Origin of the sequence: Halorubrum sp. Boch-26 (assembly GCF_029889805.1) — an archaeon.
Lineage (GTDB): Archaea > Halobacteriota > Halobacteria > Halobacteriales > Haloferacaceae > Halorubrum.
This window is the reverse complement of sequence record NZ_JARANT010000001.1, coordinates 13,071-40,025: the sequence shown is the minus strand read 5'-3', so window position 1 is coordinate 40,025 and position 26,955 is coordinate 13,071. Positions and strand designations below refer to the sequence as shown.

General features: G+C 65.8%; 31 protein-coding genes, 1 tRNA gene and 1 pseudogene. 19 read left to right on the top strand and 14 right to left on the bottom strand.

Annotated features, from left to right (window positions below):
• Window positions 1–16: 16 nt before the first annotated feature.
• Window positions 17–89, top strand: a tRNA-Arg gene (locus OQF71_RS00250).
• Window positions 90–246: 157 nt separating this feature from the next.
• Here OQF71_RS00250 and OQF71_RS00245 read toward each other — a convergent pair.
• Window positions 247–990, bottom strand: a complete 744-nt coding sequence (locus OQF71_RS00245) for an Lrp/AsnC family transcriptional regulator (RefSeq protein ID WP_280584998.1) — start codon at window positions 988–990, stop codon at window positions 247–249.
• A 338-nt stretch (window positions 991–1,328) separates the two neighbouring features.
• Between OQF71_RS00245 and OQF71_RS00240 the strand changes: the two genes are divergently transcribed.
• The 5 genes from OQF71_RS00240 (at window position 1,329) to OQF71_RS00220 (ending at window position 6,991) form a co-directional block, all read left to right on the top strand.
• The gene (locus OQF71_RS00240) at window positions 1,329–1,781 is read left to right on the top strand and encodes a zinc ribbon domain-containing protein (RefSeq protein ID WP_280584995.1); all 453 of its coding nucleotides are present in this window, start codon (window positions 1,329–1,331) and stop codon (window positions 1,779–1,781) included.
• A gap of 3 nt (window positions 1,782–1,784) precedes the next feature.
• Window positions 1,785–2,204: a universal stress protein gene (locus tag OQF71_RS00235; RefSeq protein ID WP_280584993.1), complete on the top strand. Its 420-nt coding sequence runs from the start codon at window positions 1,785–1,787 to the stop codon at window positions 2,202–2,204.
• A 63-nt stretch (window positions 2,205–2,267) separates the two neighbouring features.
• Entirely contained in the window at window positions 2,268–4,610 is a 2,343-nt protein-coding gene (locus tag OQF71_RS00230; RefSeq protein ID WP_280584991.1) for an amino acid permease, read from the top strand.
• A gap of 5 nt (window positions 4,611–4,615) precedes the next feature.
• Window positions 4,616–5,326, top strand: a complete 711-nt coding sequence (locus OQF71_RS00225) for a TrkA family potassium uptake protein (RefSeq protein WP_280584990.1) — start codon at window positions 4,616–4,618, stop codon at window positions 5,324–5,326.
• A gap of 177 nt (window positions 5,327–5,503) precedes the next feature.
• Entirely contained in the window at window positions 5,504–6,991 is a 1,488-nt protein-coding gene (locus OQF71_RS00220; protein WP_345781991.1) for a TrkH family potassium uptake protein, read from the top strand.
• Window positions 6,992–7,515: 524 nt separating this feature from the next.
• Here OQF71_RS00220 and OQF71_RS00215 read toward each other — a convergent pair.
• From OQF71_RS00215 to OQF71_RS00205, 3 genes are read right to left on the bottom strand one after another with little or no spacing between them, the layout of a single operon-like run.
• Entirely contained in the window at window positions 7,516–7,839 is a 324-nt protein-coding gene (locus OQF71_RS00215; protein ID WP_280585040.1) for a DUF3179 domain-containing (seleno)protein, read from the bottom strand.
• Window positions 7,840–7,895: 56 nt separating this feature from the next.
• Window positions 7,896–8,042 carry a hypothetical protein gene (locus OQF71_RS00210; protein ID WP_280584987.1) on the bottom strand — a complete coding sequence of 49 codons (147 nt, stop codon included), beginning with the start codon at window positions 8,040–8,042 and terminating at the stop codon, window positions 7,896–7,898.
• A gap of 28 nt (window positions 8,043–8,070) precedes the next feature.
• A complete protein-coding gene (locus OQF71_RS00205; protein ID WP_280584985.1) occupies window positions 8,071–8,430 on the bottom strand; it encodes a helix-turn-helix domain-containing protein in 360 nt (119 codons plus the stop codon).
• A gap of 95 nt (window positions 8,431–8,525) precedes the next feature.
• On the opposite strand from OQF71_RS00205, the pseudogene OQF71_RS00200 reads away from it, so the two are divergent.
• Together OQF71_RS00200 and OQF71_RS00195 are read left to right on the top strand one after the other, a co-directional pair.
• Window positions 8,526–8,921, top strand: a pseudogene (locus OQF71_RS00200) (isochorismatase family cysteine hydrolase); the annotation flags it as partial.
• Between the two features lie 285 nt (window positions 8,922–9,206).
• Complete coding sequence (locus tag OQF71_RS00195) at window positions 9,207–10,745, top strand: histidine kinase (protein ID WP_280585038.1); 1,539 nt, start codon at window positions 9,207–9,209, stop codon at window positions 10,743–10,745.
• 401 nt (window positions 10,746–11,146) lie between these two features.
• Here the strand turns inward: OQF71_RS00195 and OQF71_RS00190 are convergent, their stop codons facing one another.
• Entirely contained in the window at window positions 11,147–11,596 is a 450-nt protein-coding gene (locus OQF71_RS00190) for a redoxin domain-containing protein (RefSeq protein ID WP_280584983.1), read from the bottom strand.
• 30 nt (window positions 11,597–11,626) lie between these two features.
• Here OQF71_RS00190 and OQF71_RS00185 point away from each other — a divergent pair, with 30 nt between their 5' ends.
• Both OQF71_RS00185 and OQF71_RS00180 read left to right on the top strand, forming a co-directional pair.
• Complete coding sequence (locus OQF71_RS00185; RefSeq protein WP_280584981.1) at window positions 11,627–12,217, top strand: DUF547 domain-containing protein; 591 nt, start codon at window positions 11,627–11,629, stop codon at window positions 12,215–12,217.
• Entirely contained in the window at window positions 12,214–12,444 is a 231-nt protein-coding gene (locus OQF71_RS00180) for a hypothetical protein (RefSeq protein ID WP_280584980.1), read from the top strand. Before OQF71_RS00185 ends, OQF71_RS00180 begins: the two co-directional genes overlap by 4 nt.
• 46 nt (window positions 12,445–12,490) lie before the next feature.
• Here OQF71_RS00180 and OQF71_RS00175 read toward each other — a convergent pair whose 3' ends face one another.
• Window positions 12,491–13,276: a TSUP family transporter gene (locus tag OQF71_RS00175; protein WP_280584979.1), complete on the bottom strand. Its 786-nt coding sequence runs from the start codon at window positions 13,274–13,276 to the stop codon at window positions 12,491–12,493.
• Between the two features lie 177 nt (window positions 13,277–13,453).
• Here OQF71_RS00175 and OQF71_RS00170 point away from each other — a divergent pair, with 177 nt between their 5' ends.
• The 8 genes from OQF71_RS00170 (at window position 13,454) to OQF71_RS00135 (ending at window position 19,072) form a co-directional block, all read left to right on the top strand.
• The gene (locus tag OQF71_RS00170) at window positions 13,454–13,969 is read left to right on the top strand and encodes a redoxin domain-containing protein (protein WP_280584978.1); all 516 of its coding nucleotides are present in this window, start codon (window positions 13,454–13,456) and stop codon (window positions 13,967–13,969) included.
• Between the two features lie 81 nt (window positions 13,970–14,050).
• Window positions 14,051–14,488, top strand: coding sequence for a hypothetical protein (locus OQF71_RS00165; RefSeq protein ID WP_280584977.1), 438 nt, complete (start codon window positions 14,051–14,053; stop codon window positions 14,486–14,488).
• A 284-nt stretch (window positions 14,489–14,772) separates the two neighbouring features.
• Window positions 14,773–15,204, top strand: coding sequence for a hypothetical protein (locus OQF71_RS00160; protein ID WP_280584976.1), 432 nt, complete (start codon window positions 14,773–14,775; stop codon window positions 15,202–15,204).
• A gap of 3 nt (window positions 15,205–15,207) precedes the next feature.
• Entirely contained in the window at window positions 15,208–15,501 is a 294-nt protein-coding gene (locus OQF71_RS00155) for a hypothetical protein (RefSeq protein ID WP_280584975.1), read from the top strand.
• A gap of 180 nt (window positions 15,502–15,681) precedes the next feature.
• Entirely contained in the window at window positions 15,682–17,148 is a 1,467-nt protein-coding gene (locus tag OQF71_RS00150; protein ID WP_345781990.1) for a dihydrolipoyl dehydrogenase, read from the top strand.
• Window positions 17,149–17,228: 80 nt separating this feature from the next.
• Complete coding sequence (locus OQF71_RS00145) at window positions 17,229–17,798, top strand: hypothetical protein (RefSeq protein ID WP_280584973.1); 570 nt, start codon at window positions 17,229–17,231, stop codon at window positions 17,796–17,798.
• A 101-nt stretch (window positions 17,799–17,899) separates the two neighbouring features.
• The gene (locus OQF71_RS00140) at window positions 17,900–18,256 is read left to right on the top strand and encodes a hypothetical protein (protein WP_280584972.1); all 357 of its coding nucleotides are present in this window, start codon (window positions 17,900–17,902) and stop codon (window positions 18,254–18,256) included.
• 69 nt (window positions 18,257–18,325) lie between these two features.
• On the top strand, window positions 18,326–19,072 hold the full coding sequence (locus OQF71_RS00135) for an NAD(P)H-hydrate epimerase (RefSeq protein ID WP_280584971.1): 747 nt from the start codon (window positions 18,326–18,328) through the stop codon (window positions 19,070–19,072).
• A gap of 23 nt (window positions 19,073–19,095) precedes the next feature.
• Here the strand turns inward: OQF71_RS00135 and OQF71_RS00130 are convergent, their stop codons facing one another.
• The 3 genes from OQF71_RS00130 to OQF71_RS00120 all read right to left on the bottom strand — a co-directional run bounded on the left by OQF71_RS00130 (window position 19,096) and on the right by OQF71_RS00120 (window position 20,647).
• The gene (locus OQF71_RS00130; RefSeq protein WP_280584970.1) at window positions 19,096–19,509 is read right to left on the bottom strand and encodes a hypothetical protein; all 414 of its coding nucleotides are present in this window, start codon (window positions 19,507–19,509) and stop codon (window positions 19,096–19,098) included.
• 277 nt (window positions 19,510–19,786) lie between these two features.
• Window positions 19,787–19,981 carry a hypothetical protein gene (locus OQF71_RS00125; protein WP_280584969.1) on the bottom strand — a complete coding sequence of 65 codons (195 nt, stop codon included), beginning with the start codon at window positions 19,979–19,981 and terminating at the stop codon, window positions 19,787–19,789.
• A 321-nt stretch (window positions 19,982–20,302) separates the two neighbouring features.
• Window positions 20,303–20,647 (bottom strand): thioredoxin family protein, encoded by a 345-nt coding sequence (locus tag OQF71_RS00120; protein WP_280584967.1) that lies wholly within the window; start codon window positions 20,645–20,647, stop codon window positions 20,303–20,305.
• A 159-nt stretch (window positions 20,648–20,806) separates the two neighbouring features.
• Between OQF71_RS00120 and OQF71_RS00115 the strand changes: the two genes are divergently transcribed.
• Entirely contained in the window at window positions 20,807–21,055 is a 249-nt protein-coding gene (locus OQF71_RS00115) for a hypothetical protein (protein WP_280584966.1), read from the top strand.
• 38 nt (window positions 21,056–21,093) lie between these two features.
• On the opposite strand, the gene OQF71_RS00110 is transcribed toward OQF71_RS00115, so the two are convergent.
• The 5 genes from OQF71_RS00110 to OQF71_RS00090 all read right to left on the bottom strand — a co-directional run bounded on the left by OQF71_RS00110 (window position 21,094) and on the right by OQF71_RS00090 (window position 26,678).
• On the bottom strand, window positions 21,094–21,519 hold the full coding sequence (locus OQF71_RS00110) for a helix-turn-helix domain-containing protein (protein WP_280584965.1): 426 nt from the start codon (window positions 21,517–21,519) through the stop codon (window positions 21,094–21,096).
• Window positions 21,512–21,943, bottom strand: a complete 432-nt coding sequence (locus OQF71_RS00105; RefSeq protein ID WP_280584964.1) for a helix-turn-helix domain-containing protein — start codon at window positions 21,941–21,943, stop codon at window positions 21,512–21,514. The genes OQF71_RS00110 and OQF71_RS00105 overlap by 8 nt, the downstream gene beginning before the upstream one ends.
• 91 nt (window positions 21,944–22,034) lie before the next feature.
• On the bottom strand, window positions 22,035–24,461 hold the full coding sequence (locus tag OQF71_RS00100; protein WP_280584962.1) for a PAS domain S-box protein: 2,427 nt from the start codon (window positions 24,459–24,461) through the stop codon (window positions 22,035–22,037).
• A gap of 135 nt (window positions 24,462–24,596) precedes the next feature.
• Entirely contained in the window at window positions 24,597–24,962 is a 366-nt protein-coding gene (locus OQF71_RS00095; RefSeq protein WP_280584960.1) for a hypothetical protein, read from the bottom strand.
• A 123-nt stretch (window positions 24,963–25,085) separates the two neighbouring features.
• Window positions 25,086–26,678 carry a HAMP domain-containing methyl-accepting chemotaxis protein gene (locus OQF71_RS00090; RefSeq protein ID WP_280584959.1) on the bottom strand — a complete coding sequence of 531 codons (1,593 nt, stop codon included), beginning with the start codon at window positions 26,676–26,678 and terminating at the stop codon, window positions 25,086–25,088.
• Between the last annotated feature and the right edge of the window lie 277 nt (window positions 26,679–26,955).

Here is a 26,955-nt window from a genome sequence, read left to right as displayed (position 1 = left end):
GGATATCCGGTCGTGAGGGCGCGTAGCTCAGCGGACAGAGCACTTGGTTCCGGACCAAGATGCCGCGGGTTCAAATCCCGTCGCGCCCGTACCGTCATAATCGCATGACTGCGGCGGGGCATACACCGTGATACTGCGAGGTGTTTGCTTTCGTTCGATAGGTGGCCATCCACTGGTAGATCTGTGGTTCGGGTCCATCCAAACCGGACGCGGTAGAGAAAATCTGAGTGCCGGCTGGCGGATCGGTCAGTCACCAGTAAACGCTTCGAGTGTCTCTTCAGTGACGCCTGACCGGGAATGGATCGTGACGAAATCGTTCTCCTTCATCAGCGTCTCTCCAGTTGGCGTAATCGTTCCCTCGTCGCGGTTGATCCGGACGACCAACACATCTGGGGGAATAAGTTCCTCCTCGTTTGCTTCTTGGAGCGTTTTCCCGGCGATGGGCGCTCGTTCTCTGACAATAACTTCGACGACGTCGGCGTCGCCAGCGAGACCTGCGACCCCGGTGACTGGTGAGGCTACCTCTTCATCCCGAGGCCCGAACGGGGCATAAGGACGGAAATACTCCCGGTGGACCAAGTCCTCGTCGTCGATCTCAATACCGAGCGAAATAATTCCTTGAGCGATCCGCGTGAGGTCATCGGTATCTGTTCCGACAACCGTAATTCGGAGGTCGCCTTTCCCGGACATGATCTCCCGGACGTTAATCACGCCCGGAATATCGAGGACGCGCTGTGCCATCTCTTTTCGGTCACGGTTTCCCGTACTGCAGACGTAGTGATTAGTCAGCCGTCCGCCGACTTTCTGATAATTAACGTCGGCATGGTATCCTCGGATAACTCCCTCCTCTTCGAGCCGCCGAATCCGGTTTCGGACCGTCGGAGCTGAGACATCTACTTTCTCCGCGATATCCGGAGCGGACGTGTGTCGGGCTTCCTCGGTCAGATAATACAGGATCTGTTCGTCGATCGTATCGATCTGAAGGGCCATATTTATACGTTGGAATTGGCTCCGTAGAGACTTTTAAATTGTCATTTGGTATCTGTTCTATTCTTGGCTTGCTGTCTCCGCCAATCGGTAGCCGACCTGCTGAAAACGCGGCTCAATACGCAATAGATACTCTGAAAGTGGGGTTGAACGATAAGAAAGAAATTAGTATTTCAATTACGGAATCGTTGATTGATACGGCAGATATTTATTGTTCCGTAATATCCGTTCGTACACGATGTTCACTCACGGTGCACCGGCGACAGATACGGATCGCGTCTCGAACGGAGCGCCCCGCGAACCGAATGGGCCCGATACTTCCCCGAGACGGAGGTGAGACCATGAGTGACACCAATGAGGATCCGACGCCACCGGACGACCTCCCCCAGAAGCTGATTCAACGGGTCGATGCGTTAGAACTCCCCGAGTTGAAATCGCTCCTTTCGTACATCGAGCGGCGCATCGAATCACTTCGATCGCCAATCGAAGCGGAGATCGAAGCGGACGCCGCCGGGGAAGTCCTCGAAATCGAGACCCACGGGGCGTACGCACTCGTGCGACAGCACCCACCGGATCCGGATGGTCCCGGCGTGAATACGGATATTACGTCACTGTACCACGTTCGACGTGAACCGCAGTACGACGGGACGGAATCGCTGCACTGGGCGTATCTCGGGGATCTCCATAACGTGGCGGAGGCACGGTGTGAAAGCTGTGGACGGACGTTCGACCGCGGGGTAGACGTCTGTCCGAATTGCGGGAGTGACGACGTCGATACTGAGACGGAGGAATAAATCATGCATGAACCACTAACTGACCATCTCGTCGTCCCGGTTGCAAACGAGGAAGATGCGCGAGCGACAGCACGCATCCTCAGCGCCTACGAGTACGGTCAGGTAACTGTCGTTCACGTCGTTGAGAAGGGTGAAGGAGTTCCTGACAAGCTCTCGGTTGAACAGGCAGAACAACGAGCTGCAGACGCGTTTGCTGCGTTTCGAGACATCATCCCGGAGGCAGATGAGGAACTCACCTATCGGAGAGATGTGGTTGAGGCCATCATCGATGTCGCGGCGGATGTGGACGCCAGTGCGGTCGCGTTCCGTCCCCGGGGAGGGAGCCGGATCGTCCAGTTCCTCTCCGGCGATGTCGCTCTCAAATTGATCACGGACGCAGATAGGCCGGTTATCGCACTTCCAGAGGAGGACGGAAGCGAATGACGGTCGATTCGACTCGAATATGCACACACGGAGCGGCGCCCACAACGACAAGGGTGGTCTACGATGAGTGAAACGGACCAAGAGCTGGCTCGTGACCTCGGCTTCCTTGAGGCGTACACGATCGGTCTGGGCACGATGATCGGAGCGGGGATTTTCGTCCTTCCGAGCATCGCCGCCCAACAGGCCGGTCCCGCCAGTATGCTCTCGTTCTTCGCTGGGGGAATCGTGTCGTTGTTAGCCGCGCTCTCGCTCTCGGAGCTGGCGACTGGGATGCCGAAGGCCGGTGGCAGCTACTACTACGTCAATCGTGCGCTCGGCCCGTTCTTCGGGAGTATCGTCGGGTGGGGGATGTGGGCCGGGCTGACGTTCGCCTCGGCCTTCTACATGATCGGCTTCGGCCAGTACCTCCTCCCGGGACTCGGGCAGTACATCGGTTTCCTCGCCGGCTGGGGCCAGATCGGGATCACCGTCGCCGCGCTCGTGATGGCGGCGCTGTTGACCGCTGTCAACTACTACGGTGTCAAAGAGACCGGCTCGCTGCAGAACGTCATCGTCCTCACGCTTGTGGGCCTTATCGTCGCGTTCCTCGCGCTCGGTATCATCAGCGGCCCGACGATCGGAGAGTTCAATCCGAACGGCTGGCCGGCCGTTGCAGCGACAATCGGGACGGTGTACGTGACGTTCATCGGGTTCGAAGTGATCGCAACCAGTGCCGAGGAGATCAAGAACCCCAGCCGGAATCTCCCGCTCGCAATGATCGCCTCGGTGGTGACGCCGACGCTGATGTACGTCGGTGTAATGTTCGTCTCAACGGGCACGCTGTCGATCGATGCGTTGGCCGCCTCACAGATTCCGGTTGCCGACGTGGCGACGGAGTTCATGGGCACGATCGGCGCGCTAGCGATGATCGTCGGTGCCGTCTTGGCAACGGTTTCGAGCGCGAACGCGAGCATCCTTTCGGCCGCTCGCGTTAATTTCGCAATGGGCCGGGACCGCATTCTCGTCAACTGGCTCAACGAAGTGCACGAGCGGTTTCGAACGCCCTACCGGGCGATCACGGCGACCGGTATCATTACTCTCGTGCTGATCGCTATCGGTGTCGGGATCGGCACGCTCGCTGAGGTGGCGAGCTTCATGTATCTCGTGACGTACGCTCTCGTTCACGTTACCGTCGTTGTCCTGCGCCGAGCGAATCCGGACGCGTACGATCCTGCCTTCCAGATCCCGTCGATCCTGTATCCAGTCGTTCCGATCGTCGGAATGCTCGCTTGTCTGGCCGTTCTCGTGCAGATGTCGATCGATTTCGTCCCGATGGTCCTCTCAGCCGGGCCAATCGCGCTCGCTCTTCCGGTTACCCCGACGGCGGTCGGGACGATCGGAACGGTCCTCGTCCTCTTCGGTATCGGGTGGTACTACGTGTACGCGCGCGACCGCGCCCTGAGCGAGAGCCTCGTCGGTGAAGCGATCGCTCCCGAGCCGACTGCGACGACGAATAGCGAAGATCACTATCGCGTGGTCGTTCCGGTTGCGAATCCGGAGACGGAACAGGATCTCCTTCGAATGGCCGCAGCGAGCGCTCACGCCCACGAAGACGATCAGGCCGAGGTTATCGCCGTGAACGTCATCGAGGTCCCTCGCCAGACGTCGCTCTCACAGGACCTCACCTTCGAGGAGGAGCGAGTCACGCGGCAACGGGAGCTGCTGGATTCCGCTCGGGACATCGCCGCCGACCTTGATATCGGTCTGCAGACGCGAGCAATTGTCGGTCGAAACGCCGGCTCCGTCATACTGGACGTCATCGAGGAGGAGGACGCGGATCACGTTCTCCTCGGTTGGCAGGGCACCCGCAGCCGGCGCGAACACGTCCTCGGATCGACCATCGATCCCGTCATCGGACGGGCTCCGTGTGACGCAACGCTGGTGAAGCTCGGTCCGGAGGACGGACGTGGCGAGGGCGATATCATGGTCCTCGCCGGAAGAGGCCCCCATGCACCGGTTGCGGCTCGGCGAGCGGCCGAATTCGTGTCCGCAACCGACGACGAGTCGTCGCTGACGTTGCTCAACGTCCAGCCTCCGGAGACGGATAGTGACGAGGACAGTTCTCCCACCGAGCGTGGTGAAGCAGTGATCGAAGAATTAGCCGAACGTGCTGGAATCAAATACATGACATACAATACCGAGATCAGAGTTGCTGAGGATACCGAACGAGCGATCATCGACGCCGCTGAAGAATACGATACGATCTGTGTCGGAGCCACCCGATCTGGGACGATCTCTCAAGCGGTATTCGGGTCGCTCCCGGAGACGGTCGGTGCAGAAGTCGATCGGACCGTCGTGATGGCTCGTGGCCCGGAAGAATCGGCGATGTCAATTCGTGAAGCGCTGCTGCGGCGACTGGAGGTGTGATCAACATGTACATTATCATCATCGGGGCGGGCGATATCGGAACCCCGCTCATCGAAATCGCAACGAGAACCGGATACGAAGTCGTCGTCATCGAAAGAGACGCCGCGAGGGCAGACCAGGTCGCCAGCGAGTTCGACTGTATGGTCATCAACGCGGACGCGACGGTCAAAGAGACGTTGGAAGACGCGGGGGCCGACCGCGCAGACGCCATTATTTCGACGACGGATCAGGACGCGACCAACATCATGATCTGCTTGCTCGCAAAGGAACTCGATATTCCCGCAATCGTCTCGGTGGTTCACAACCCGGAGCATATGTCCGTCTTTAGTCAAATCGGCGTCAACACGATGCAGAATCCACAGCGCCTCATTGCAGAATCGCTGTTCCGATCTGTGGATCGCCCGTCCATCGTCGATTACATGCGGGTCGGCGATGTCGCCGAAGTGTTCGAGATCACGGTCGGAGAGGACGCACCGATCGCCGGTCTGACCCTCATCGAAGCGGACGAGGAAGGATTGCTTGACGAAGAGACGCTCGTTGTTGCGATCGAACGGGACGAGGCGGAGTCACCCATCACTCCGCGGGGTCAAACACGTATAGAAGAAGGAGACCTGTTGACGGTGTACTCCGGCACCGGTGCGACACCCGAAGTGACCGACATATTCGGTCATTACGAAGATCACGAGACGAACAACTCGAATGGATTCAGCTTGTGAGCAATCTGTTGGTTGTCCACCAGATCGCGTACCATCCATGACAGCACTCACGCTTGGACGACAGTCACTCCGCGTCAACATAGCCCATCTGACAGCCCCTCGATTATCATGAGCCAGATCGTAAACAGACGAACCGTCGGCCGTGACGTCGGTCGCATCGTGCAAGCTATCTCGTTGATGATGGTGATCTCTATCGTCGTGGCAGCAGTAAACGGCGAATTCTTTGCGATTCCGGCGTTCGTCGCCTCAGCGTTCATCATGGCCGGTATCGGGAGTGCACTCGTCTGGCGCTATCAGGACGCCGAGTCGCCGGAGAAACGCGAGGCGATGGTCACTGCAGCCACAGCCTGGGGGCTTATCGGTGTTCTCGGGAGTCTCCCGTTCCTCTTCATCGCGTGGACGATCCAGCTTGATCCATTGCCGGTTTGGATGAACACACCGGCGATGGACGAGACGACTGCGGTGTTTCTGAACCCGCTCGATGCAGTCTTCGAGAGCATGAGCGGGTTCACTGGAACCGGGCTGACGGTGGCTGCCGTCGAAGAAAAACTGCCCCGGTCGTTACACTGGTGGCGGTCGTTCATCGAGTGGGTCGGCGGTGTCGGCGTCATTGTCCTGACCGTGGCTATTCTTCATCGGGGTGGCAGTAGCGGCTCATATACCCTCTATGAGAGCGAAGCCCGCTCAGAAAAAATCCATCCGAGCATCGTGACCACCGTCCAAGAGATATGGAAAATCTTCGTCGGCCTGACGCTCGCCTCGATCGGCCTGTTCCTGCTGGCTGGTATGCCGTTATGGGACGCCATCAACCACGGGATGACTGGGATCGCCACGGGCGGGTTCTCCGTTCACGCCGCGTCGATTGGATTCTACAACAGTCCGTTGATCGAGTACGCGACTGTGCCTATCATGATCGCGGGAAGTATCGCGTTCCCCATCCACTATCTGATATTCAAAGGCGAGGTGCGAAATCTGTACACCGACCTGCAGACGCGGTGGGTGTTCATCTGGTTCGCCGTCGGGTCACTCGTTCTCACCGGAATTTTACACGCTAACGGCCAGTACGCGACGCTTGAAGAGACGTTCAGGGTTGCGCTCTTCCAGTTTGTCTCCGCCACCTCAAACACTGGCTTTGGCAGCGCGGCAATCGGTGGCGGGACCGAGCAGGTCTGGAGTGCTGGAGCGACACTATGGGCTTGTCTCGGAATGCTCACCGGTGCTGCAGCGGGTTCGACAGTCAGCGGCCTCAAACTCATTCGTGTAATAACGTTGGTCAAGGGGACCGTTTGGCAGATTCAGGACGTGTTTCGTCCGCAATCCGCAATCAGGTACCTCCAGATCGGCGACCGACGTCTCAGTGAAGACCAAGCGGAACGTGAGTACACGGAAGCGACCGTCGTGTTCATTCTCTGGATTACCTTCCTGGTAGTCGGTGTTGCGGCACTTCTCCGTGTGCTCTCACCGGCTTACCCGCTTGAGTACGTCATTTTTGACGTGATGAGTGCACAGAGCAACGTTGGCCTTAGTAGCGGTATCACCGGACCAGACATGCCGGATACCGCAAAAGCGATGTTGATACTCAATATGTGGGTCGGACGGCTTGAGATCATACCCATAGCGGTGCTAATCGGATCAGTCCTGCAGCGGCTCAATCTATACCGCTAAGATGGAACGAGACTGCAAAAAGTCACTATTCTCAACGTCATTTTGGTATCAGGTCCCTCAAGCTAGCGAATATCAACACAGTAGAGATCCATCTCTCCCTGTGTTAGCTGATCTAGGTTGACTACCTTGTGAGATGATTTCATGCAAGATACACGCGCTGTTTCTCACACGGATGGAAAAATATTAATTAATTGTCAGAAATGTCGGGATTGAGCCGGCCGATTTCGACCGTCTCACGCCTGAAAGGTCGATTCGTTCGACGGTCGAACCAGCGCCCGTCGCGCCCGCCTTCTCACGAACCGTTTCACGACTACTGCCGATTCTGCCGTAGCGACTCGCTACGTCACGTTATCGGCGGATTCGGCTCGCTCCGAACCGGCTCCTGAAATCGGGTTCCATACGCCGCCGATCACGACCCCCTCGCGTCGAGCGATCTCCCCGACAACCTTCGGGGTGGCGTTCGCATGATGGACTACCGGATAGCACCCGGTGAGTAAGGTGTCTGTCTCGAATGCAGTACCCACCTACCGCCGGATTTCGGTCGGGTTCACGGCGACGACGACGATCGCGCCCACCGTTGCCCCGAATGTGACTCGTGGGTGCGGATCTGCGAGGGGAGCGCAGCCGGGAAGGACGTGTCGACGCCGTACCCGCAGACGAGCCCCGCACGCAACGCCGGCGACACACTCGCCGGTCGACTGCTTCCACTCTGACTCGGTCTCGCGGTCGCACAACACGAGGCCGTCGTCGGCCAGCTTCCCCGAGACGCCGAAGGGGAGCCGGCAGTCGTCGATCGCCGCGTCGTACACGACGCCGCTGCCGCAGATCGGGCACCACGCGACGGCGATCGGCCTGTCACTCCCGGTGGCGGCCGCAACCGTCTCGTCGACTACCTCGTGGGAGTTCAGATCCGGACCGGGTAGGCGTGCGCCGGAGATGTCTCACCGTCGGGCTCAACGACCAACACTTCGTCGTCGGAGTCACCGAGGTACTCCTCGCCGAAGATCGGACCGTCAACACTCGGGATCGCAGCCTTCGGGAGGACGGACATGACGTTCACGACTGAGCGCGGGGGTGGCTCACCGGTCTTCCGGAGCGGTGAGATGTTTTCGTCCCCAGTCGCGCATGGCGCCGATCACCGGTTCGAGCGACCGCCCGCGGTCGGTCAGCGAGTACTCCACGCGGAACGGCTTCTCGCTGAGAACAGTCCGGTCGATGAACCCGTGCTCTTCAAGATCCTCGAGGACATCTGACTGGACTTTCCCCGAGATCCCGTCGACCTCCTCTTTGAGCGCGTTGAATCCCAGCGGCCCGTTCTCCAAGAGCCGGTGAATGACGACCGGATGCCACTTCTTGCCGATCAGCGTCGCGGTCGTCGTGATCGGACACCAGTCGCTGCCCGCACACCACACCTCTAACGGTTCCGGATCGGTACTCATATTAAATCCACGACTGCCACGGAAATAAAGGTACGTTTGGTAAGTAGGTGAGGAGACAAAATCGCGATCGGAGCCGCCGGTTCCAGGGAACTCGAATGAAGCGGCGGGGCCGCCGAGGCCGATCACACCCCGTCACACGGCACCGCGACGCCGCCCGCGAGGGCGACGTCCCCGTGTTCTACTCGCCACACGAGTACGAGGACGCCGAGTACGAGAGCCGAGCGCATCTGAACATTACCGATCAGATCACGTTTGACACGCGGACGTTCGATGTCTCGGGCGACGGTGCTGACTTCGTCCCGGAACTCGAGCCGGACGACAACACGTTCGTCCTCTCGCCACACAAGCAGCTCTCGGGGTTCTGGAGCAACGATGTCGGGATACGGCTCCGCCAGCGCGGCATCGACACCATCGTGCTTGCAGGGATGAGCACAGATCTCTGCGTGGAGTCGCATCTGCGCGACGCCGTCGGGAACGGTTTCGAGGCGCTCACCGTGACCGACGCCGCGGCGGCTGCCGGCGAGGAGGCCCTCCAGGCGGCGCTCTCGAACTACGGGGTTATCGCCCACGAGACCGCAGAGGCCGACGATGTCGTCGAGCGTCTGGCGGCGGCGGAGGAGCATCTCCGTCGCAGGAGACCTGCGGCCACGCGGCGCCGTTCGTCATGTGACCCGTCTGTGGTCGACACACGTCTGAACGCCGCGACTCCTCGTGGGGTAGCGCGGCCGAGCCACACAACCGGTATACTTCTTTACAAACATACAATAATCGGACGTATGGACCGACCGTCTCCGAGCGACCGTCTCGCGTTCAAATCGGAGGGTGTCGTGATAGCGGTCGTCGCGTTCGCGCTGACGCGAGGGACGGTCGCCGACCTGTTGGCGACGGACAGTGGATTCGCGACGGAGGTGAGCGCGGTACTCGTGTTGGCCGTTGGGTTCGGCGTCGTCCTGTACGGTATCAACCTCGCAGTCAGCGCCCGAGATCGGACGTACACCCGGACCGTCCTCGTCTGGTTCGTCGCCGGCGCTGCGGGGGTCGGAGTTCTGCTCGGACCGTTGATGACGGCGTCGTCGCCGGGGAACGCCACCGCGGTAGTGGCTGCCGTCGGGATCGTGGGCGGCGGCGCGGGACTGCTCGTCGGAATCCGCGGGGCGGAGGCGGAACGGCGACAGGCGACCGTGGACCGGCAGATCGAACAGGCGCGGCTACTCAATCGAATCCTCAGACACGAGGTCCGGAACTCCGTCACGATCCTGCGGGGCCACTCGGAGCTCCTGTTCGAAGAGCGCGAGGAGACCGCCGACCGGAGCAAGACGGCGATCACCGACGCGATCGCTCGGATCGAACGGGCGGTAGACGAGACGCGGTTCCTCACCGTCGGCACCGTCGACGGCGGCAGCGCGCTCGGGCCGGTACGGCTCGACGAGGCGATCCGGAGACACGCGGAACGCACCGGCCGCGCCGAGTCGGCGGTATCGGTCCGGTCGGTGACGGTCAGGGCGGACCGATACGTGGACCGGCTGCTCGACGAACTCGTCGCGCTCCCTGGCTGGGCGGACGCCGTTGCCGATCCCCTCGCGGTCGACGTCCGGGACCGCTACGTGGAGCTGTCCGTCACCGCGCCTGGAGCGTGGCTCAGCGCTCGCGAACGCGAGGTGCTCGTCGAGGGGGTCCCCGAGCAGGAGCGTAACGACGTGGACTACGGCGTTCCGGTCTTGCGGCTCCTCGCGGCCAGATACGACGGAGATCTCGGCGTCGACGCGACCGGTGACGCGACGACCGTCCGGGTGCGGCTCCCACGGACCGACCGCACCGTCGCAGGCAGCGACACACCGGGAATCGCCAGCGGGACGCTCTGGCGGACGCTCGGCATCGGGCTGGCGGCCGGTGTCGCGATGGGGGCGTTCTTTCAGGGAACGACCGGAACGCTCCCCGTGATCGGCGCGCTGTACGGGGCGTCCGTCTCGTCGGTGGGGTGGATCGCGCACCTGTTCCACAGCGCCGTGTTCGCGACCGTGTTCACCGTCGCCCGGTCGGAGCTCACCGACGGTCTCTTCGGCGACACCGTCGGTGTCTCCGTCGCCGCGGGGGTCGCGTACGGGCTCTTCCTGTGGTTCGTCATGGCCGGGGTGGTCATGAGCCTCTGGTTGAACGCCGTGGGGATCGCGACACCGATCCCGAACCTCGACTCGGCCTCCCTCGTCGGTCATCTCCTGTGGGGCGGACTCGTCGGCGCGCTCTCGGCGACGCTCCCGCCGCCTCCCGACCGGCAAGCGGTTCGGGACCGGCTGTTGGCCGTTATCGGTCGATGAGGGGCTCAAGCCGACACCGATGTGGGGTCTCGGGAGGCCAGCAACGGTCGAAATCAGCCGACGAGTCCGAGGAGTCCGACGGCGACGGCGGCTCACGAAGCCGTCGTCAGCACGGCCGTGACTACCACAGTCGCGACCGCAAGGAGCGGCGCCTCACGGCGCGTGAATCGCCGGTGTCCCGGGACGAGACCGAGCGCCATCGCGACGCCGAGGACGTACACGAGCGCATCAGGGCGAGCTGTGCGGGACGCGACATCCGCCACAGCGCGCCGAGGACGGTCCGGCTCGTCGGCCTTCCTATCGTCGGGGGATTCGATCCCACTCACCTCATTCCGCACGCAACGCCCGGATCTCGTCGAGCAGGCCGTCGACCTCCGGCCGGCCGGCGGGCATCCGACCCACTAAGTCGTGGAGCGAACCGAGGACGCCGAACCGCACCGTTGGTCGTACGCGTCGCTCACGTCGGTGGTCGGGTCGGCGAGCAGCGCGAACGGGAGGTCGTACGACTTCTGCCACTCGGCCGCGCGTTCGAGAGGCCCCGGCAGAATCGAGACGGCGGCGGCGTTCAACGCCTGGAACTCGTCGTGCCTGTCGCCGATCGCTTGGACCTGCTTCCGGCAGCTCCCGCAGGGGTAGCCCCGCCGGAACAGCGGCACCACGGCGTCCGTGCCGGAGTCGGATGCAATTACGGATAGTGAGAACGGGTCGGGTCCGGCACCGGCGTTCGGCAGTTCGACGTCCGGTACACCGTCCGCCGTCGAGGGCGCGGTCGTATCGCTCGTGGACGCAGTACGCGAAGCCGTGGCGTCACGCCGGGTCGGTCTGACGCGTGAGGTGCCAGACCGCGTCACCTATTCGCACGCGGCGGACAACGGTCGTTCATGGCCGCCCCCGAGTCGACGTCCGTACCGGACTCCGCACCGGGTTCCACGGACGGTTCCGACTCCGGGTCCACCGACGGCCCCGATCTCGTCGCGGGCTCGCGCCGGTTGTTCGGTGAGCCGATCGTCGCCGTCGCCGGAGCCGACCTGAGTCTCGACCAGGTAGAACACGGCGTACTCCGGGGTGCGCAGTGGAAGTACTGGCTCGGCTACGTACCGAATCCCTTCCCCTCGGCGTTCGTCCGGCGCCATCGCGCCGCCGCCCCCGACCCGCGCGTCCACTTCGCGCTCGACTGCGGCGCCGCCTCCTGTCCCGCGGTCGCCGCGTACGACGCGACCGACGTGGACGACCAGCTCGACCGCGTCGCAGGCTCGTACTTACGGAGCGCGACGGTCTTCGAGGACGGGACCGCCCGCGTGCCGCGCCTCCTCCTGTGGTACCGCGGCGACTTCGGCGGGCGGTCGGGGCTCCGCGCGCTCCTCCGCGAGTACGACGCGATCGATCCCGACGTTATCTCCCGGATACGCTACCGCGAGTACGACTGGTCGCTCGCGCTCGACGCGTTCCGGAGCGAGGGGCAACACCGATGAGCGACGACGGCCTGCTGGAGTCGCTGTCGGTCGTCGGTCTCTTGAGCCTTTGTTGTATCGGGTTCGGCGGGATCGCGGGCGGCGCGCTCCTCGCCGGCGGCGGCGCATCCGCCACCGTCGTTACCACGGGCGCGTCCAGCGCCCGCGGCGCGCTGATATCGGGCGGCGTCACGTTCGCGACCGTGTTCATTGCGGCCGTCGCGATCCGGTGGCGGTTGAACCGGTGAGCGCGGGCGGCGACATCGGCGCCGTTGGCGTCGCCGCTAACGGACCTCAGACGATTCCCGCGCCGCCGAGTATCAGCCGGACGCCGATGACCGTCAACAGCCCGAGGACGACCCCGCGCCGGAGCCGCTCGCTCACCCGCGCTCGGAGGCGTTTCCCGAGGGCGACGCCGGCGACGGCGGGGACCGCGGCGGCGACCGAGGCGAGGGCGAGCCCGAGGTCCGGGTAGAGCCCGAGCGCGCCCGCCGCGACGACGCGCAGGCCGTTGATCCCGACGAACACGAGCGCGACGACGCCGACGAACAGCCCGTGGGAGAGGTCGAAGCTCCGCACGAACGCGACGAGCTGGACCCCGACGTTCGTGGCGCCGAACAGGACGCCGGAGACCGCGCCGACGGCTCCCATGACGAGCGGCGTGTCGGCGACCTCCCGGTCGCTCACAACGGGCAGGGGAGGCAACGGGAAGGCGCGCTGAGCGCTCGCCACGAAGCCGAGCGAGACGAGCCCGAGCAGCACGCGCACCGGCGCCTCGGGGAGGCGATCGAGCAGGGCCATCCCGAGGATGGTGCCGACGAGCGCGGCGACGAGCAGCGGCGCGAACCGGGTGCCGCAACTGCGGAGCTCCTCGCGGGTGAGGTCGCCGACCAGCGCGACGTTCACGGCGAACATCGGGAGGATCATGAACGCGACGGCCGTCGCGGGGTCGAGCGTCGTGGCCAGCACCATCGTCCCGACGACGGCGAAGCCGAACCCCGCGACCCCGTTGACGGCGCCCGCGACCGCGACGACGGCGGCGATCGTCGCCACCAGCTCGACGGAGAGCGCGAGAGTCATACGTTCGGGACGTGACCGCCGTTTATAAACGACCGTTGTCTGTGCGGCGGCGAGGCACGGGCGCGCGAAGCCGGGTTGTCGGGACCGGTCCGTCTCGGATTCGGCCGCATTGCGGTGTGTGCGATCACACCGCACAATCGGCCGAGGCTCATACCGGTCGACCGCCGTGTTTCGCGCATGCTCCAGACCGGACAGACGGCGCCGACGTTCGAGCTCCCCGGCGCGGGCGGCGGGCGGATCGACACGCACGGGCTGGCCGAGTACGCCGACAACGGGTGGGCGGTCGTGGTGGTGTTCTACCCGTTCGACTTCCACCCCGTGTGTGCGACGCAGATGTGCACCCTGCGGGACAGCGAGGCGCTGTCGCTGTTGGAGCACACCGTCGTGCTCGGGATCTCCACCGACGGCGTCTACAGCCACCGCGCGTTCGCTCGGAAGCACCGGATCGACTTCCCCCTGCTCTCGGACAGCGACGGGCGCGTCGCCGAGGCGTACGGCGTGCGCGCCGACGAGATCGACGACCACCGCGGGGTCGCGCGCTCGGCCGTCTTCGTGGTCGACCCCGACCGCACCGTCCAGTACGCGTGGCGGAGCGAGGAGACCGCCGACGAGCCGGACCTCGCGGCCGTCGAGCACGCCGCGGGGTGTCACGGCGACGAGTGCGACCTGCCAGACGGAACGTCGTATTTATAAGGCCACCTGCGGTGTCACGGTTGACTGTTACGAGACCCGTTTTCAACGGGTTATATGTCCGTCAGGGACGTTCCGTCCGTCATGGCGATGTCAGCGCGTCTCTCCACGATGCGACTGTACGGAAGTGTCATCGCTCTCGTCTCCGGGGGGTATTCGATACATCTGGCGACAACGGGGAGCGGGATGGCCACGTCGGCGTGGCTGATGCTCGTTTTGGGAGCCGTAGTGCTTGTCCACGGTGCCGTCCTCCTCACGCCGCTCGCCGCTCGACTCGGCAGTGCCAGCGGTCTACTAATGCTCGTTTACGCAGTGTTGATGCTCTTCACTCAGCTGTGGATGATATCGATGGGGAACTCCGGAATGCGCGACGGAATGAACGGGATGAACGAAGTGAATTCGGTAGCGGGCGGTATGGGTTGGGACGCGGGGATGGTCGCAATCGCGCTTCTGATGCTTGCTAGTGGTGCCATCATGACTGCACGCCGGGACATGACGCCTTCAAAAGGCGCGATGGAGTGACCGATGCTTCCGCTGACCACCGCCGAACCCGCCTGAGCGCACCAGAACGGCATCTCAGCCCTCCGGAGCCCCACGCCCCGTCGATCGCTTGCCGGCACGCGTCACTGCCGTCACCGACCGCCTCCTACCATTCTTCCCAACCTGAAGAGCGGAGACTTCTCCTTGCACTTCCGTAACCGACCGGTAACCCGGTTACCGGCTCGTTCGCGCGTGTTTATACGATGAGCCGGTGTCTAGGTTACTAGACGTAACCTGCGTCGGCTCGCCGGCGCGTGTCACACATCATGGTAAGCACACTCACCGGACTGATCGCTGGACTGGTCGCGACCGTCGTCATGACGATGTTCATGATGACGATGGGAAACGACTCGCCGCCGCCGACCGCCGCGCTCTGGGCGAGGTACGTCGGTGACGAGGGCCCCGAGGCGTACATGAGACAGGGCGTGCTGCTCCACATGCTGTACGGAATCGGCGCGGGGGCCGCTTTCGCAGTCGGGGCGACCGCGCTCGGGCTGGACGTCGGCGCCGGCGTCCTCGTCGGGAGCGTGCTCTGGGCGCTCGCCTTCGGGCTCGTCCTGATGGTCGGCGGGATGGCCTTCTGGATGCGGATCGTCCTCGCGATGGAACCGGACCCGAAGACGATGGGCGCGTTCGGCTTCTTCCACGTCGTCTACGGCGTCGTGTTGGGAGCGGGAATCGCGCTGCTCCCGGTGTAAGGCGTGGGGACGAGCACGAACACGGACGCGACCGCCGACGGGCGCGGGCCGCAGTGCCTTCGCGACGACCGCCCCGTGCGCCGCTGTACCGCGGCGGCCGGCTCGGCGGTCGGTCGCGGGATAGAAGCGACCGTTCGACGCGCCGCGTTCTGGACGGCGATCGCGTTCCCGGCGGTCTACGTCGTCGGCGCGGTCGACCCGCTCGCGTCGGCGCTGCCGGTCGGCTGGCTCCCGCTCGCGATCGCGACGCACCTGCTGTTGCTGTGGGTCGGACACGGCGCTCACCACCCGGAGTGAGGTACGTTCCGAGCGGGCTCACGGAACGCGGGCTCGGCGTCGCCTTCGGGACCGTCGGCGGTATCGTCCACGTGACGAGGTTCGGGGTCTGAACGGTTCTCACACCGACCCGCTGCGGTCGTGTGTGGCTCGCGCCACGTCGGACGGGACTTGATGCCGGTGGGACCCGTCGACCGGGATATGCAGGAGTTCGATTTTCTCGTGATCGGGTCGGGATCGGGACTGGACGTGGCGAACGCGATGGCCGGGCGGGGGAATTCGGTCGCGGTCGTCGAGGAGGGGCGGCTCGGCGGGACCTGTCTCAACCGCGGCTGTATCCCGTCGAAGCAGCTCCTCTACCACGCTGAGGTGTTGGAGACGATCGAGGGTGCCGACGCGTTCGAGATCGACGCCGAAGTGACGGATGTCGACTTCGCGGAGATCGTCCGAACGGTAAACGACGATGTCTCCGGGAGTTCCGAGTCGATCCGTCGGGGGCTCACGTCCTCGAACAGCCACGACCTGTTCGAGGGAACCGGACGATTCGTCGGCGACCGCACGGTCGAGATCGTCGACGGCGACGACGAGGGCGCCACGCTGCGGGCCGACACCGTCCTCGTCGCCACCGGTAGCCGTCCCTCGCTCCCGCCGATCGACGGGATCGAGGACGTGGACTTCCTCACGAGCACGGAGGCGCTCCGGCTGGAGTCGCCGCCCGACCGCCTCGCGATCGTCGGCGGCGGATACATCGCGGCCGAGCTCGGCCACTTCTTCGGGACGTTCGGGACCAGCGTGACGATCGTCGGCCGGCGCGAGCACCTCCTCCCGGAGGCGGACGCGGAGGTCGGACACGCGTTCACCGACCGCTACGCCGACCGGTTCGACGTGTACACCGGCTACGAGGCCGTCGCGGTCGACGAGGCCGACGGCGAGGTGACGATCGAGGCCCGACCGTACCCAGAGGCCGACTCGGTGCGGGCGGGCGGCGAGACGGCCGGTGCGCCCGACGAGGCCGAAGACGTGACCGTAGCGGGCGACGCGCTGTTGATCGCCGCGGGTCGGCGGCCGAACACCGACTCGCTGAATCTCGATGCGACCGGCGTCGGCACCGACGAGAGCGGATTCGTCGAGACCGACGAGTACCTCCGGACGGACGCCGAGGGCGTGTGGGCGCTCGGCGACGTGGTCGGCGAGTACCTGCTCAAACACAGCGCGAACCACGAGGCGAAGACCGCGGTTCGGAACCTGCTCGGCGACGAGCCGGAACCGGTCGACTACTCGGCGATGCCGTTCGCGGTGTTCGCCTCGCCCGAAGTGGCGGGCGTCGGGGCGCGCGAGCAGGACCTCCGCGAGGCCGACGTCGAGTACGCCACCAACACGTACGCGTACGACGAGACGGCCCGCGGCAGCGCGATGGGCGCGGACGGGTTCGTGAAGGCGCTCATCGACCTGGACGGCAACATCGAGGGCTGTCACATCGTCGGCCCCGAGGCGTCGAACCTGATCGAGGAGGTCGTCGTCGCGATGACCGCGGGTTCGGGAACGGTCGCGGACATCCGCGACGCGGTCCACGTCCACCCCGCACTCTCCGAAGTTGTCTCCCGGACCTTCTCTGGGCAGTTCTCGCGCGGCGGTGATCACGAGCACGGACATCACCACCGCGGCTGACCGTCACAGCTACTCTGCGGCCATTACAGCGACTTCCCGCCCGGCCGAGCGGTTTTGTCGCTCCCCACCGAACTCCCCTTATGAACGACCGCGCTCACCTCCCTCGGCGTCGACTGTTGGCCGTCCTCGCGAGCGGTGGCGCACTGGCAGCGCTGGCCGGCTGTGCCGAGAGCGACACCGCTACCGAAGGCGGTACCGACTCCGGGAACGGCGGCGACACCGAAAGCGAGAGCGACGCGACCGACGGAACCGGCTCGGAACCGCCCGCTGCTGACGAACTCGACCTCCAAGAGGCGAACGTCGTCGACGTCGGGTCCGAGGCGACGGACGGCGGGTACGCGTTCGACGCGACGCTCCATCACGACGACGACGGCGAGGAGGGCTACGCGAACTGGTGGCAGGTCGAGCGGCTCGACGGGACACGGATCGGCCGCCGGGAGCTGCTCCACGCCCACTCCGAGCAGCCGTTCACGCGCTCAGAGACGGTCGCGATTCCCGACGACGATGTCACCCGCGTCGTCGTCCGCGGTCACGACCAGACGCACGGGTACGGCGGGGTGGCGGCCCTCGTAGCCCTCGACGACGGGTCGGTTCGGTTCGTCGATCAGGGGCCCGAGCCGCGGTCCTTCGACGCCGAGGACTTCTCGTAATGCGCTCCGCCGAACCTGACACGCTATCGCGTGCCGAGAAGGTATTCCGAACACACACCCGCGGACGGGTTTTGTACGTGTGTGTTTTATAAGCGAACACGATGGCAAACGCAGCAATCGTGATTCTCGCCGGCAACGAATCGCACGCCGACTACGGTCGCCTCGCGAACGCGCTTGAGGCCGCGAAGGAGTTCGCCGAAACCGAGGGCGACGAGCTCGAGCTCATCTTCGACGGCGCGGGGACACAGTGGATCCCGGAGCTCGAAGACGAGGAGAGCGATTACCACGACCTCTACCAGGCGGTCCGCGACGACGCGGCGGTCTGTGACTTCTGTTCCGGCGCGTTCGGCGTCGAGGACGCCGTGGCCGACTCCGGGCTCGTCACGCTCGACGAGTACGACGGCCATCCGAGCGTCCGCTCGCTCGTCGACGACGACTACGAGATCATCACGTTCTGAGCCGTCGAAGGGAGCCTCACCGCCTCGCGAACGACCACCGCTTTTAAAACTCGTTTCAAACAGCAACGCATGGACACGTCCACATTCGTCGATCCGGACGGTCGCCCCGTCACGGCGGTCACGGCCGAAGAGATGCGGGCAGTCGACCGTACTGCCGTCGAAGAGGTCGGTCTCGACCTCCCTCGGATGATGGAACACGCCGGTCGAGGCCTCGCCGAGGCCGTCCTCCGCGCTCGACCGACCGACCGGAGCGAACCTCCCGTCACGGTGCTCGCCGGCAACGGCGGGAACGGCGGCGGCGGGTTGGCGTGTGCTCGGCACCTGGCGAATCGCGACCTCCCCGTCCAAGTCGTTCTCGACCGAGCCCCGACCGAAGTCGACGGCGTCACCGCGGAACAGCTCCGGGTACTGGAAGCGATGGACGTGCCGATCGAATCGGTCGACGGCGCCTCCGGCCTCGACGCCGACGCGGCGCTCAGGGGTGTCGTCGTCGACGCGCTGATCGGCTACGGACTGACCGGCCCGCCCCGCGGTGCCGCCGCGGAACTGATCGAGGCCGTCGGCGGCGCGGCGGAAACGACCGTGTCGCTCGACGTCCCCTCCGGTACGACCGCGACGACCGGGGAGACACCGGGAGCCGCGGTCGAACCGGACCTCACGGCCACGCTCGCTCTGCCGAAGACGGGGCTCGGGACGGTCAGCGGCGATCTCCTCCTTATCGACCTCTCGATTCCCCAAACAGTGTACGAGTGCCTCGACATCGAGTACGGCAACCCGTTCGGCGACGGGTTCGCCATCCCGCTGTCGACGACGTGACGCGAGGAGCGTGCGGTACGGACCTATTCGTCCGCCATCTCGTACGCCAGTCGGTGCGGCATCAGCGCCAGCGTTCGCACGATCGCCGCGAGCGCGACGAAGATCCCGACGAGGACGTGCGCGACGCCGCCGAGCTTCAGCCACAGCAGCACCGACGGGAACGAGTGGATCGTCGCAAGCTGCGAGTTGAGCGCGGTTTCGCCCGCCCGATCCGCGCCGCCTCCGGCGAGGCTCCACCCGGTGTGGGTGGCGAAGTACTCCTCTAAGAGCGGGTGGAACGCGGTGATCTCCACGAACAGCGCGAACCCGACGAGGAGGTAGCCGACGGCGGCGAACGCCGCGCCGACTTTGAGCATGCGCTTGATCCCGGCCATCGTCGATTCCATCTCCGCGGTCGTGAGCGGCTCCAACGCGGCCGTCTCGGACTCGGTTGCCATGTCACTCCCGACGCGATACCGCTCATAAGCGTTGTCTGAGAGCCGCGTGACCGGGTTACGCCCGCGTGACGCGTTCACACACCCGTCGGTCGTGCCCCACCGTTTCGATCGACCGCCTCGAACGCCGGGAGATGAACCGCGCCAGCGTCGACGCCGTCGTCGCCGAATACGTCGAATGCGGGTCCGAGACGGGGCGGTAGTGCCGCGGCTCGATGGAGGATGAGATGCCGTGAGGGTCGGCGGCGACGCGCCAGCCCTTCCCTCGCCCCGTCGCGTGCTACCGCCGCTCTGACGGCCGAGAGATACCGAGCGGCTTCCTGCAGTTCTTGCAGAGGAACAGGTCGTGGTTCTCGTAGAGTTGGAACGAACCGTCGTCCTCCGGTTCGAGTTCCGTGACCTCGCCCTCCGTTTCGAGGTCGTCGGTCGAATCGATGCTCGCCTCGCACTCCGGACACTCGAGTGTGTCAGACATACACAGCCATACAACTTGTTAACTGATAAACATGGTCGGTCAGTGCGGTGGCGATACACACGCGGCCTCGGGACGCCGCCCCGGGGCGCCGGAGACGCCGGTCGCGGCGAGGTACGTCCGCGTCCGTGTCGTCTGTGCGTTCGTCCACGTCGTTGGAGACGTAGCGTTACCGTAAGCAATCGCCACGGACGTGCGCCTCCGTCGCACACGCGAGATGAACGATACACACGTCGCGGTCGTCGGGTGTCTGTGAGAGCGGTCCGGCGAGCGGTCGTCGCCGCTCGCTCGGTTCGAGGCCGCTCGTCTCAGCGCCGGCTGTCCCTACTCTAGCGCCGCCCGAATCTCGTCGGCGCCGGTAACACCAACGAACCGCTCGACCTCCTCGCCGTCGCGGTATATGGCGACCGTCGGGATCGATCGGACACCCGCCTCCGCGGCGAGTCCGTTGTGTTCGTCGGTGTCGACGCCGAGAACCGGCGCGTCGATCGCGCCGGACAGCTCCTCGAGGATGGGCGTCTGCTGTTTACAGGGGCCGCACCAGTCCGCGAAGTAGTCGACGACGACCTGATGATTCTCTGCGACCGTCTCCTCGAAGGTCGCCGCGCTCTCAACGTCGATGATTCCGCCCGCCTGTGCGTCGTTGCCGGAAGCCGCGTCGGATGACATACGTGATATGAGGTCCCGCACCGGCATATGCTTTCCCGAACCAGATGGTAAACGGGTTACCCTCGGCTCACTGCGAGCCGCGCTCGCCTTTCCGTGCCAAATGGTAACGCGGACACATTTTTGCCTCGTCCTTACCGGCTCGTCGGCCGTCTACGAACCATGCCAGCCGAGTCCAACGCGCCGTCGGTCCCGAGCGACAAGGACGCGATCCTCAGCGCTCCGGGCGAGGAAGGCGCGAACGTCCTGTTGACCGCGAACCGATACGACGACCCCGAGCGCGCCGACGGGAGCGGCCGGGTCAGGTGGAACTCGAACCTCCAGTGGAGTCAGGCGACGTACCTGCTCCTCGTCGAGAATCACGTCCGCGACGAGGCGTTCGGACTCGCGCCCGACGGCGAAAGCGACTGACCGGGAGCGGGGAACGAGACGCCGCAAAGAGGCCGGCGCTACTCCGGCGCGATCGCGTCGAGCGCCGCCGACCGCCACCGATCGACCGCCCGGGCGACGAGGTCCTCGGTCGACTCGTCGACGGCGTAGTACTGGTAGACGTGGCCGCCCTCGTCGAGCAGTCGGCGCCCGCGGGTCACGAGCCCGCTCTCGCGGAGCCGATTCAGCGACCGGTTCACGTTACTGCGGTCGCGGTCGAGGCGCTCGGCCAGCTCGCTGGTCGTCGCCCCCGTGACCTCGACGACCCCGTCGTACGTCCGAACGTCGTGCTCCCCGAGACCGAACACCGTCCGAAGCACCCCCTTGCGAGTCGGCGTCTTCACGGAGAGTTCGCCCGCGTCGGCCTCCGCTCCGCGGCGACCGATTTCGCGCTCCGACCGTCCGTCGGGAGAGGCGTCCGTCCGCGAATCGGTGCGGCTACTCATCGGCGACCCCCTCCTCGCCGGGGTGACCCGGGAGACGCGGGCCGGCGGGCTCTCGCGAGCGGTCGACCGCGTCGGCGGCGAGGTGCTCGCGGCCCCATCGGAGCATCGGATCGAGGACCGCCTCCAACTCCCGCCCGCGGCGGGTCAGGGTGTACCGGACCCGGACCGGCTTCTCGCTCACGACCTCGCGGTCGACGAGCCCCCGCTCTTCGAGCGTCGAGAGGCTGTCCGAGAGCATCTTGTTCGACACGTCGTCGATCGCCGCCCCGAGCTCGCTGAAGGTGTGGGGCTCCCCGCTCAGTAGCTGGGTGAGAATGACCGGATGCCACTTGTGGCCGAGGACGTCGGCGACCTCGATGAGGAGGCGCTGCGTGCGCTCGTGTGAGCCGTCGAGCCGCGATATCGGGATCCGTTCGGTGCTCATACAACTGCGATCACGGCCCAGTGGTATGGTCACCCACGCTACGTGTCTCGGGCGAGGGGTACCGAGACACGTAGGTGGCCGGTTCGATCCGTCACTCTCGCTCGTCGCCGACGAACGACGAGACGAGCGCGTGCTCCGCCGCGCGCAGGTGTTGATGGAGCGTCGCGGAGGCGATGTCGAGGCTCTCGGCGACCTCCTCGGCCGTGTGCCCGCGGGGCCAGTCGTAGTATCCCTTCTCGTAGGCCGTCTCCAGTACCGACCGCTGCCTGTCGGTGAGGCCCGCTACGCCGTCAGCCGGGACCGCGAGGTCCACCCCGCGGGTCGGGGTCTGGCGCTTGGCGACCAGCTCGACGTCGTCCCAGTACTCTGAGAGCGTGTCGAGTACGCGCGTGACGTCCTCGTCGCTCGGGACCTCGGCGATCAGTCTCGTATCGCCGTCGCTCGCGTGTAATGACACCAGGCTGAACCCAGCCTCGGCCAGCAGCCCCGGTGGGGCGCCCGCCACCGTGATCTCGACGACACACGTCCCGCCGCGACGCTCGACGAGACCACACTCTCGGACCGCGGGATAGTCGTCGAGAAACGCACGGATCTCGGCGAAGTCGCCGTGGGTGATCCGCGTCTCGTAGGCGTGGCCGTCCCCCGCGTCGGTGACGCTCCCGAGGTGGTCACACCGGCAGTTCAACGCCGCCGAGAGGTCCCCAAGCGGGCTTTCGAAGGAGAATTCCAGCTCGACGGCGTCGCTCTCGATCAGCGTGTTCCGGCGCCGGTCGGCGATGATCGCGAATCCCAGCGTCTCACCGAGTAGTTCGAGGCCGCTCTGGGTCGCCTCGGCGAACCCGCTCTCTTCGGTCCCGGCCACGGCGAGCACACCGAAGCGTTGGCGACCGCAGGCGACGGGGACCGCGGCGGCGATGGACTCGTCGTCCGCGTCCGCCTCGGTCCCGTTTTCGGACTCGAAGCGTCGCCGCTCGACGACCGCGGCGTCGGCCTCGTGGGCCTTCCGGACCAGTCGCCGCGCGAACGGCGACGTGACGAACGACTCCGCGTCGCTCTCGGCGAACGGCTCCGTCGCGACCGAACTGGAGTCGATCGTCACGGCCTCGGGATCGCCACCGGTGCCTACGGAGGCGATCCACGCGGCCTCGTACAGCGACGCTCCGGCCAACTCCTCGCAGACTCTCCGCTTGACTTCTTCGCCGCTCGTCGCCCGCAGCACGGACCGGATCACCTCGGTGACGAGCGTGTTGAACCGGTCGCCCGCCGCGAGCTCCTCGCGGCGGCGCTCCAGCTCGCTCCGGCGGGACTGAAGCCGCTCGTCGCGTTCGGCGCGGGTCAACGCCGAGCGGACGACGCCGGCGAACAGCTCGATCAGCTGGACGTCCACCTTCGTCAGCGGCGCCTCGCGGTCGAAGACGCTCAGGACTCCGAACTCCCCGATCGGCACGTGGACTTCGGCCCGACACGGGTCGTCGGTGTACGCGTCGGCCGCGGACGACTCGTTTCTGACCGTTTCGGCGCTTCGGTACGCCCCGCCGGCGTTCGACGACTTGAGGTCGTACGCGACCGCCGACCGGACGAGCTCCGCGGCCGCGTCCGTCGTGGCCGTTCGCACGAGCTCGTTCGCCTCGGCGTCGTACAGGCGAACGCAGGCGAGTTCGTGGCCGAGGGCGTCGGCGACCGTCCGGATCGCGATCCGACTCACGTCGTCCCGGTCGGCGGCGGTGAGGAGCTCGCGGCTCGACTCCGCCAACCCCGTGAGGCGCCGTTCCCGGCGGCGCTCCTCGCTCACGTCGCGGGCGACGCAGACGAACTCGCCGCCCTCGAGCGCGGTCACCGACGCTCGAACGGGCACGTCGTCGCCGTCCGCCCGAGGCGCCGTCAGCTCCCCGCGCCACTCTCCCGACTCGGCGACCGTGGGCCGGCAGTCGAGTTCGAACCGCCCCGGCGTCGCGTACAGCTCCTCCCACGTCGCGCCGGCGAGCGCGTCCGGGTCGTCGTACCCGAACAGCGAGGCGTAGGCACCGTTCGCGTAGACGACGGCACCGTCGGCGTCGAGCACGGCGATCCCGTCGTCGGCCGCAGCTATCGCCGCCGACCGACGGCGCAGTTCGCGCTCGCGCTCCGTTCGCGCCGACGCGTCCCGCAGGATCGCGAGTATCCGATCGCGCCCCTCGAACCGGACAGTCGTCGCGGTGACATCTACCGGGACGACCTCGCCGTCCCGCGTGCGACACGACAGCTCGGCGGTGAACCCGCTCCCTCTGTCGCGGACGCGCTCGACGAACGCCTCGAACACGTCGCAATCGTGCGGGTGGATATCAGGCGGTCCGAGCGACAGGAGGCGCTCCCGGTCGTACCCGAGCAACTCGCAGGCGCGATCGTTACAGCGTCGGATCCGGTTCGCCGCGGCGTCGATGACGAGGACGGCGTCTGGGGTGCGCTCGAACAGCCGCTCGAAGGCGGGCGACTCCGACCCGTCGTCCGCCGCCGAACCGGACTCGGGAGCGTCACTCATGACGCCGGGTGAAGCGCGGGATGTCTGTCGGTCATTCGGAGTCCCCTTCCAACTGACCGTTCGAGACACACAGTTAAGAAACCAACCGCGCGAGGCATCGGGACTAGGCTCAGATCGGCTCTGTCCGTGCGGGGCTCAGGACATGGTGAGCAGTTCGTATCCGTCGTCGACGAGGGCCGCGACGTCCGGCCCATGCTCTTCCCCGGCCGTTCCGAGGAGCGGGATCTCCGCCGTTCGACAGCCCGCCGTCGCGTCGAACGCGGCCGCGCAGTACGCGCAGGCGGCGATCCCGACTTCCCCGGCCACCGCCCGGTCGAGCCCGTCGCGAAGCGGGTGGTCGGCCCGCGTCGCCAGCTCCCCCGGCCACCGGGTCGCCGGCCCGTCGAGGTACACCCGCACGTCGTGGCCGCCGTCGGCGAGCCGGAGCGCGTACTCCACTCCGTTGAGCGCGCTCCCGGTCCTGTCGGGACCGGCACTGAGCAACACCGCGTACTTTCCCATACGGACTGCCGGGCGGAGCCGATATAAACGCTATCGGGGAACCCGGTTACGTCGTTACGCTCCGGTTACCGTGGGAGAGCGGACCGACGGGAATCGAGATGCGCGGGACCGATCGACGCAGCGTCAGTCGTCGGCTGCCGATACCGAGCCGCCGGAGTTCTCCTCGGTCCCTGCCGCCCCCGCGCGGTCGCGCGTCCGAAACGTCGCGAGCGACTCCCGGAGGCGGGTCGTCCGCTCGGCCAGCCCCTCCACCTTCTCGGAGACGCGGTCCGAGGAGACGGCCTGCTCCTCCGCGGCGGCCGCGACCGACGAGGCGTTCGTCGAGGTCCGCTGGCTGATCTCGGCGACGTCGTCGACCGACGTCGTTACGTCGTTGACCGCGCGGGCCTGCTCGTCCATCGCGTCCGAGATCTCTTGGACTCCGTCGTCCGCCTCCGTGATGCGGGCGTCGATGTCGACGAGTGCGGCCTCCGCCGCCTCTACCGTGTCGACGCCCGCGTCGATCCGTTCGCGGATCGCCGCCATCTCCGCCACGCTCTCGTCGGTCCGCTCCTCGAGTTCCGCGATGAGCGACTCGACCTCGGCGGCGGCCGCGCTCGTCTCCTCGGCGAGGCTCTTCACCTCGTCGGCGACGACGCCGAACCCGGAGCCCGCCTCGCCGGCCCGCGCCGCCTCGATCGAGGCGTTCAGCGCCAGCAGGTTCGTCTGGTCGGCGATCTCCGTGATCGTGTCGACGATGACGCCGATCCGTTCCATCCCGTCATCGAGTTGTCCGACCGCCTCCGTCGCCGACCGAGAGCGCTCCTCGACGGCGTGGAGCTCCTCGACGGCGCGCCGCGTCGCCGAGCGCCCGTCGTCGCTGAGCTCCGTCGCACGTTCCGAGGTCGCCGCGACCTGTTCGGCCGAGACGGCGACCTCCTCGGTCGTCGAGGACATCGTCTCCATCTCGCCGGCGATCTCCACGAGCCGGTCGTTCTGCTGATCCGCGCCGGCGGAGATCTCGTCGATCGACCCGCTCGTCTCGCGGGCGGCCGCGGCGACCTCCTCCGCGCTCGTCGTCATCGCGTCGCCCGCGTCGGCCACCTCGTCGGCGAAGCGGCGCACGTCGGAGACGGTGGCCTCCAGCTCCGACAGCGCCTCGTTGAACGCGTCCGCGATCTCGTGGAGCGCCTCCGGGTCGCCGCTCTCGACGGAGAGCCGAGCGGTCAGGTCGCCGTCCGCGGCCTCTCCCATCGTTCCTGCGAAGGCCTCGGCGCGCGCCTCGAGCGTGTCCGCGAACCCCTCCGTTTCGCGTTTCGCCTCGCGGGCGCGCTCCCGCTCCGCCTCCACGTCCTCGATGCGGGTTTTGAGGGCGGTCCGCATCGCGTCGAACGACTCGTAGAGCCGGCCGATCTCGTCGTCCGTCTTCGGCTCGAGGTCGACGTCGAGATCGCCGTTTTCCAGTGCTTCCGCCCGCCGCCCCAGTTCGTCGAGCTCGCGGATCGTCGGGCGTGCGAGCCCCATCCCCACGGTCCCGAGACCGACGATGGCGACGCCGATAATCAGGAGAATGTTCCGCGTCACGGCCGCGTGGGCGGCCGGGTCGACTACCCCGGCCGTCTGTCGGATCGTGAACAGGCCCGTCACCGCGATCGCGGCGATGACGAAGGCGATCGAGAGACCGAACTTGACGAGCCGGTTCTGTTCCACCACAGCGGGGACGAGCCGGCTTCGCACCGCTCCGAGGCGGTTTCGATCCGACGTCACGCTCCCCACCTCCTCTGACGGTCAAACGGGACGCAGACGGCGATCTGTCGCGAATCCATGTGCGTGGCTGTGAGGGTCTCCAATTTAATTCGTCGGTGCCGATTATCACACACGGGTCTCATGGGTAACGCCGGCGTAACGTCGTTTCCCACGGCTCGCGTCATCGGTCTTCGCGACCGATGGCTCCGTCTGCCCGAGCCGAACGCCTTCGCGGCGGGGGTTTATTCGTCGCAACCGACGACCGGGA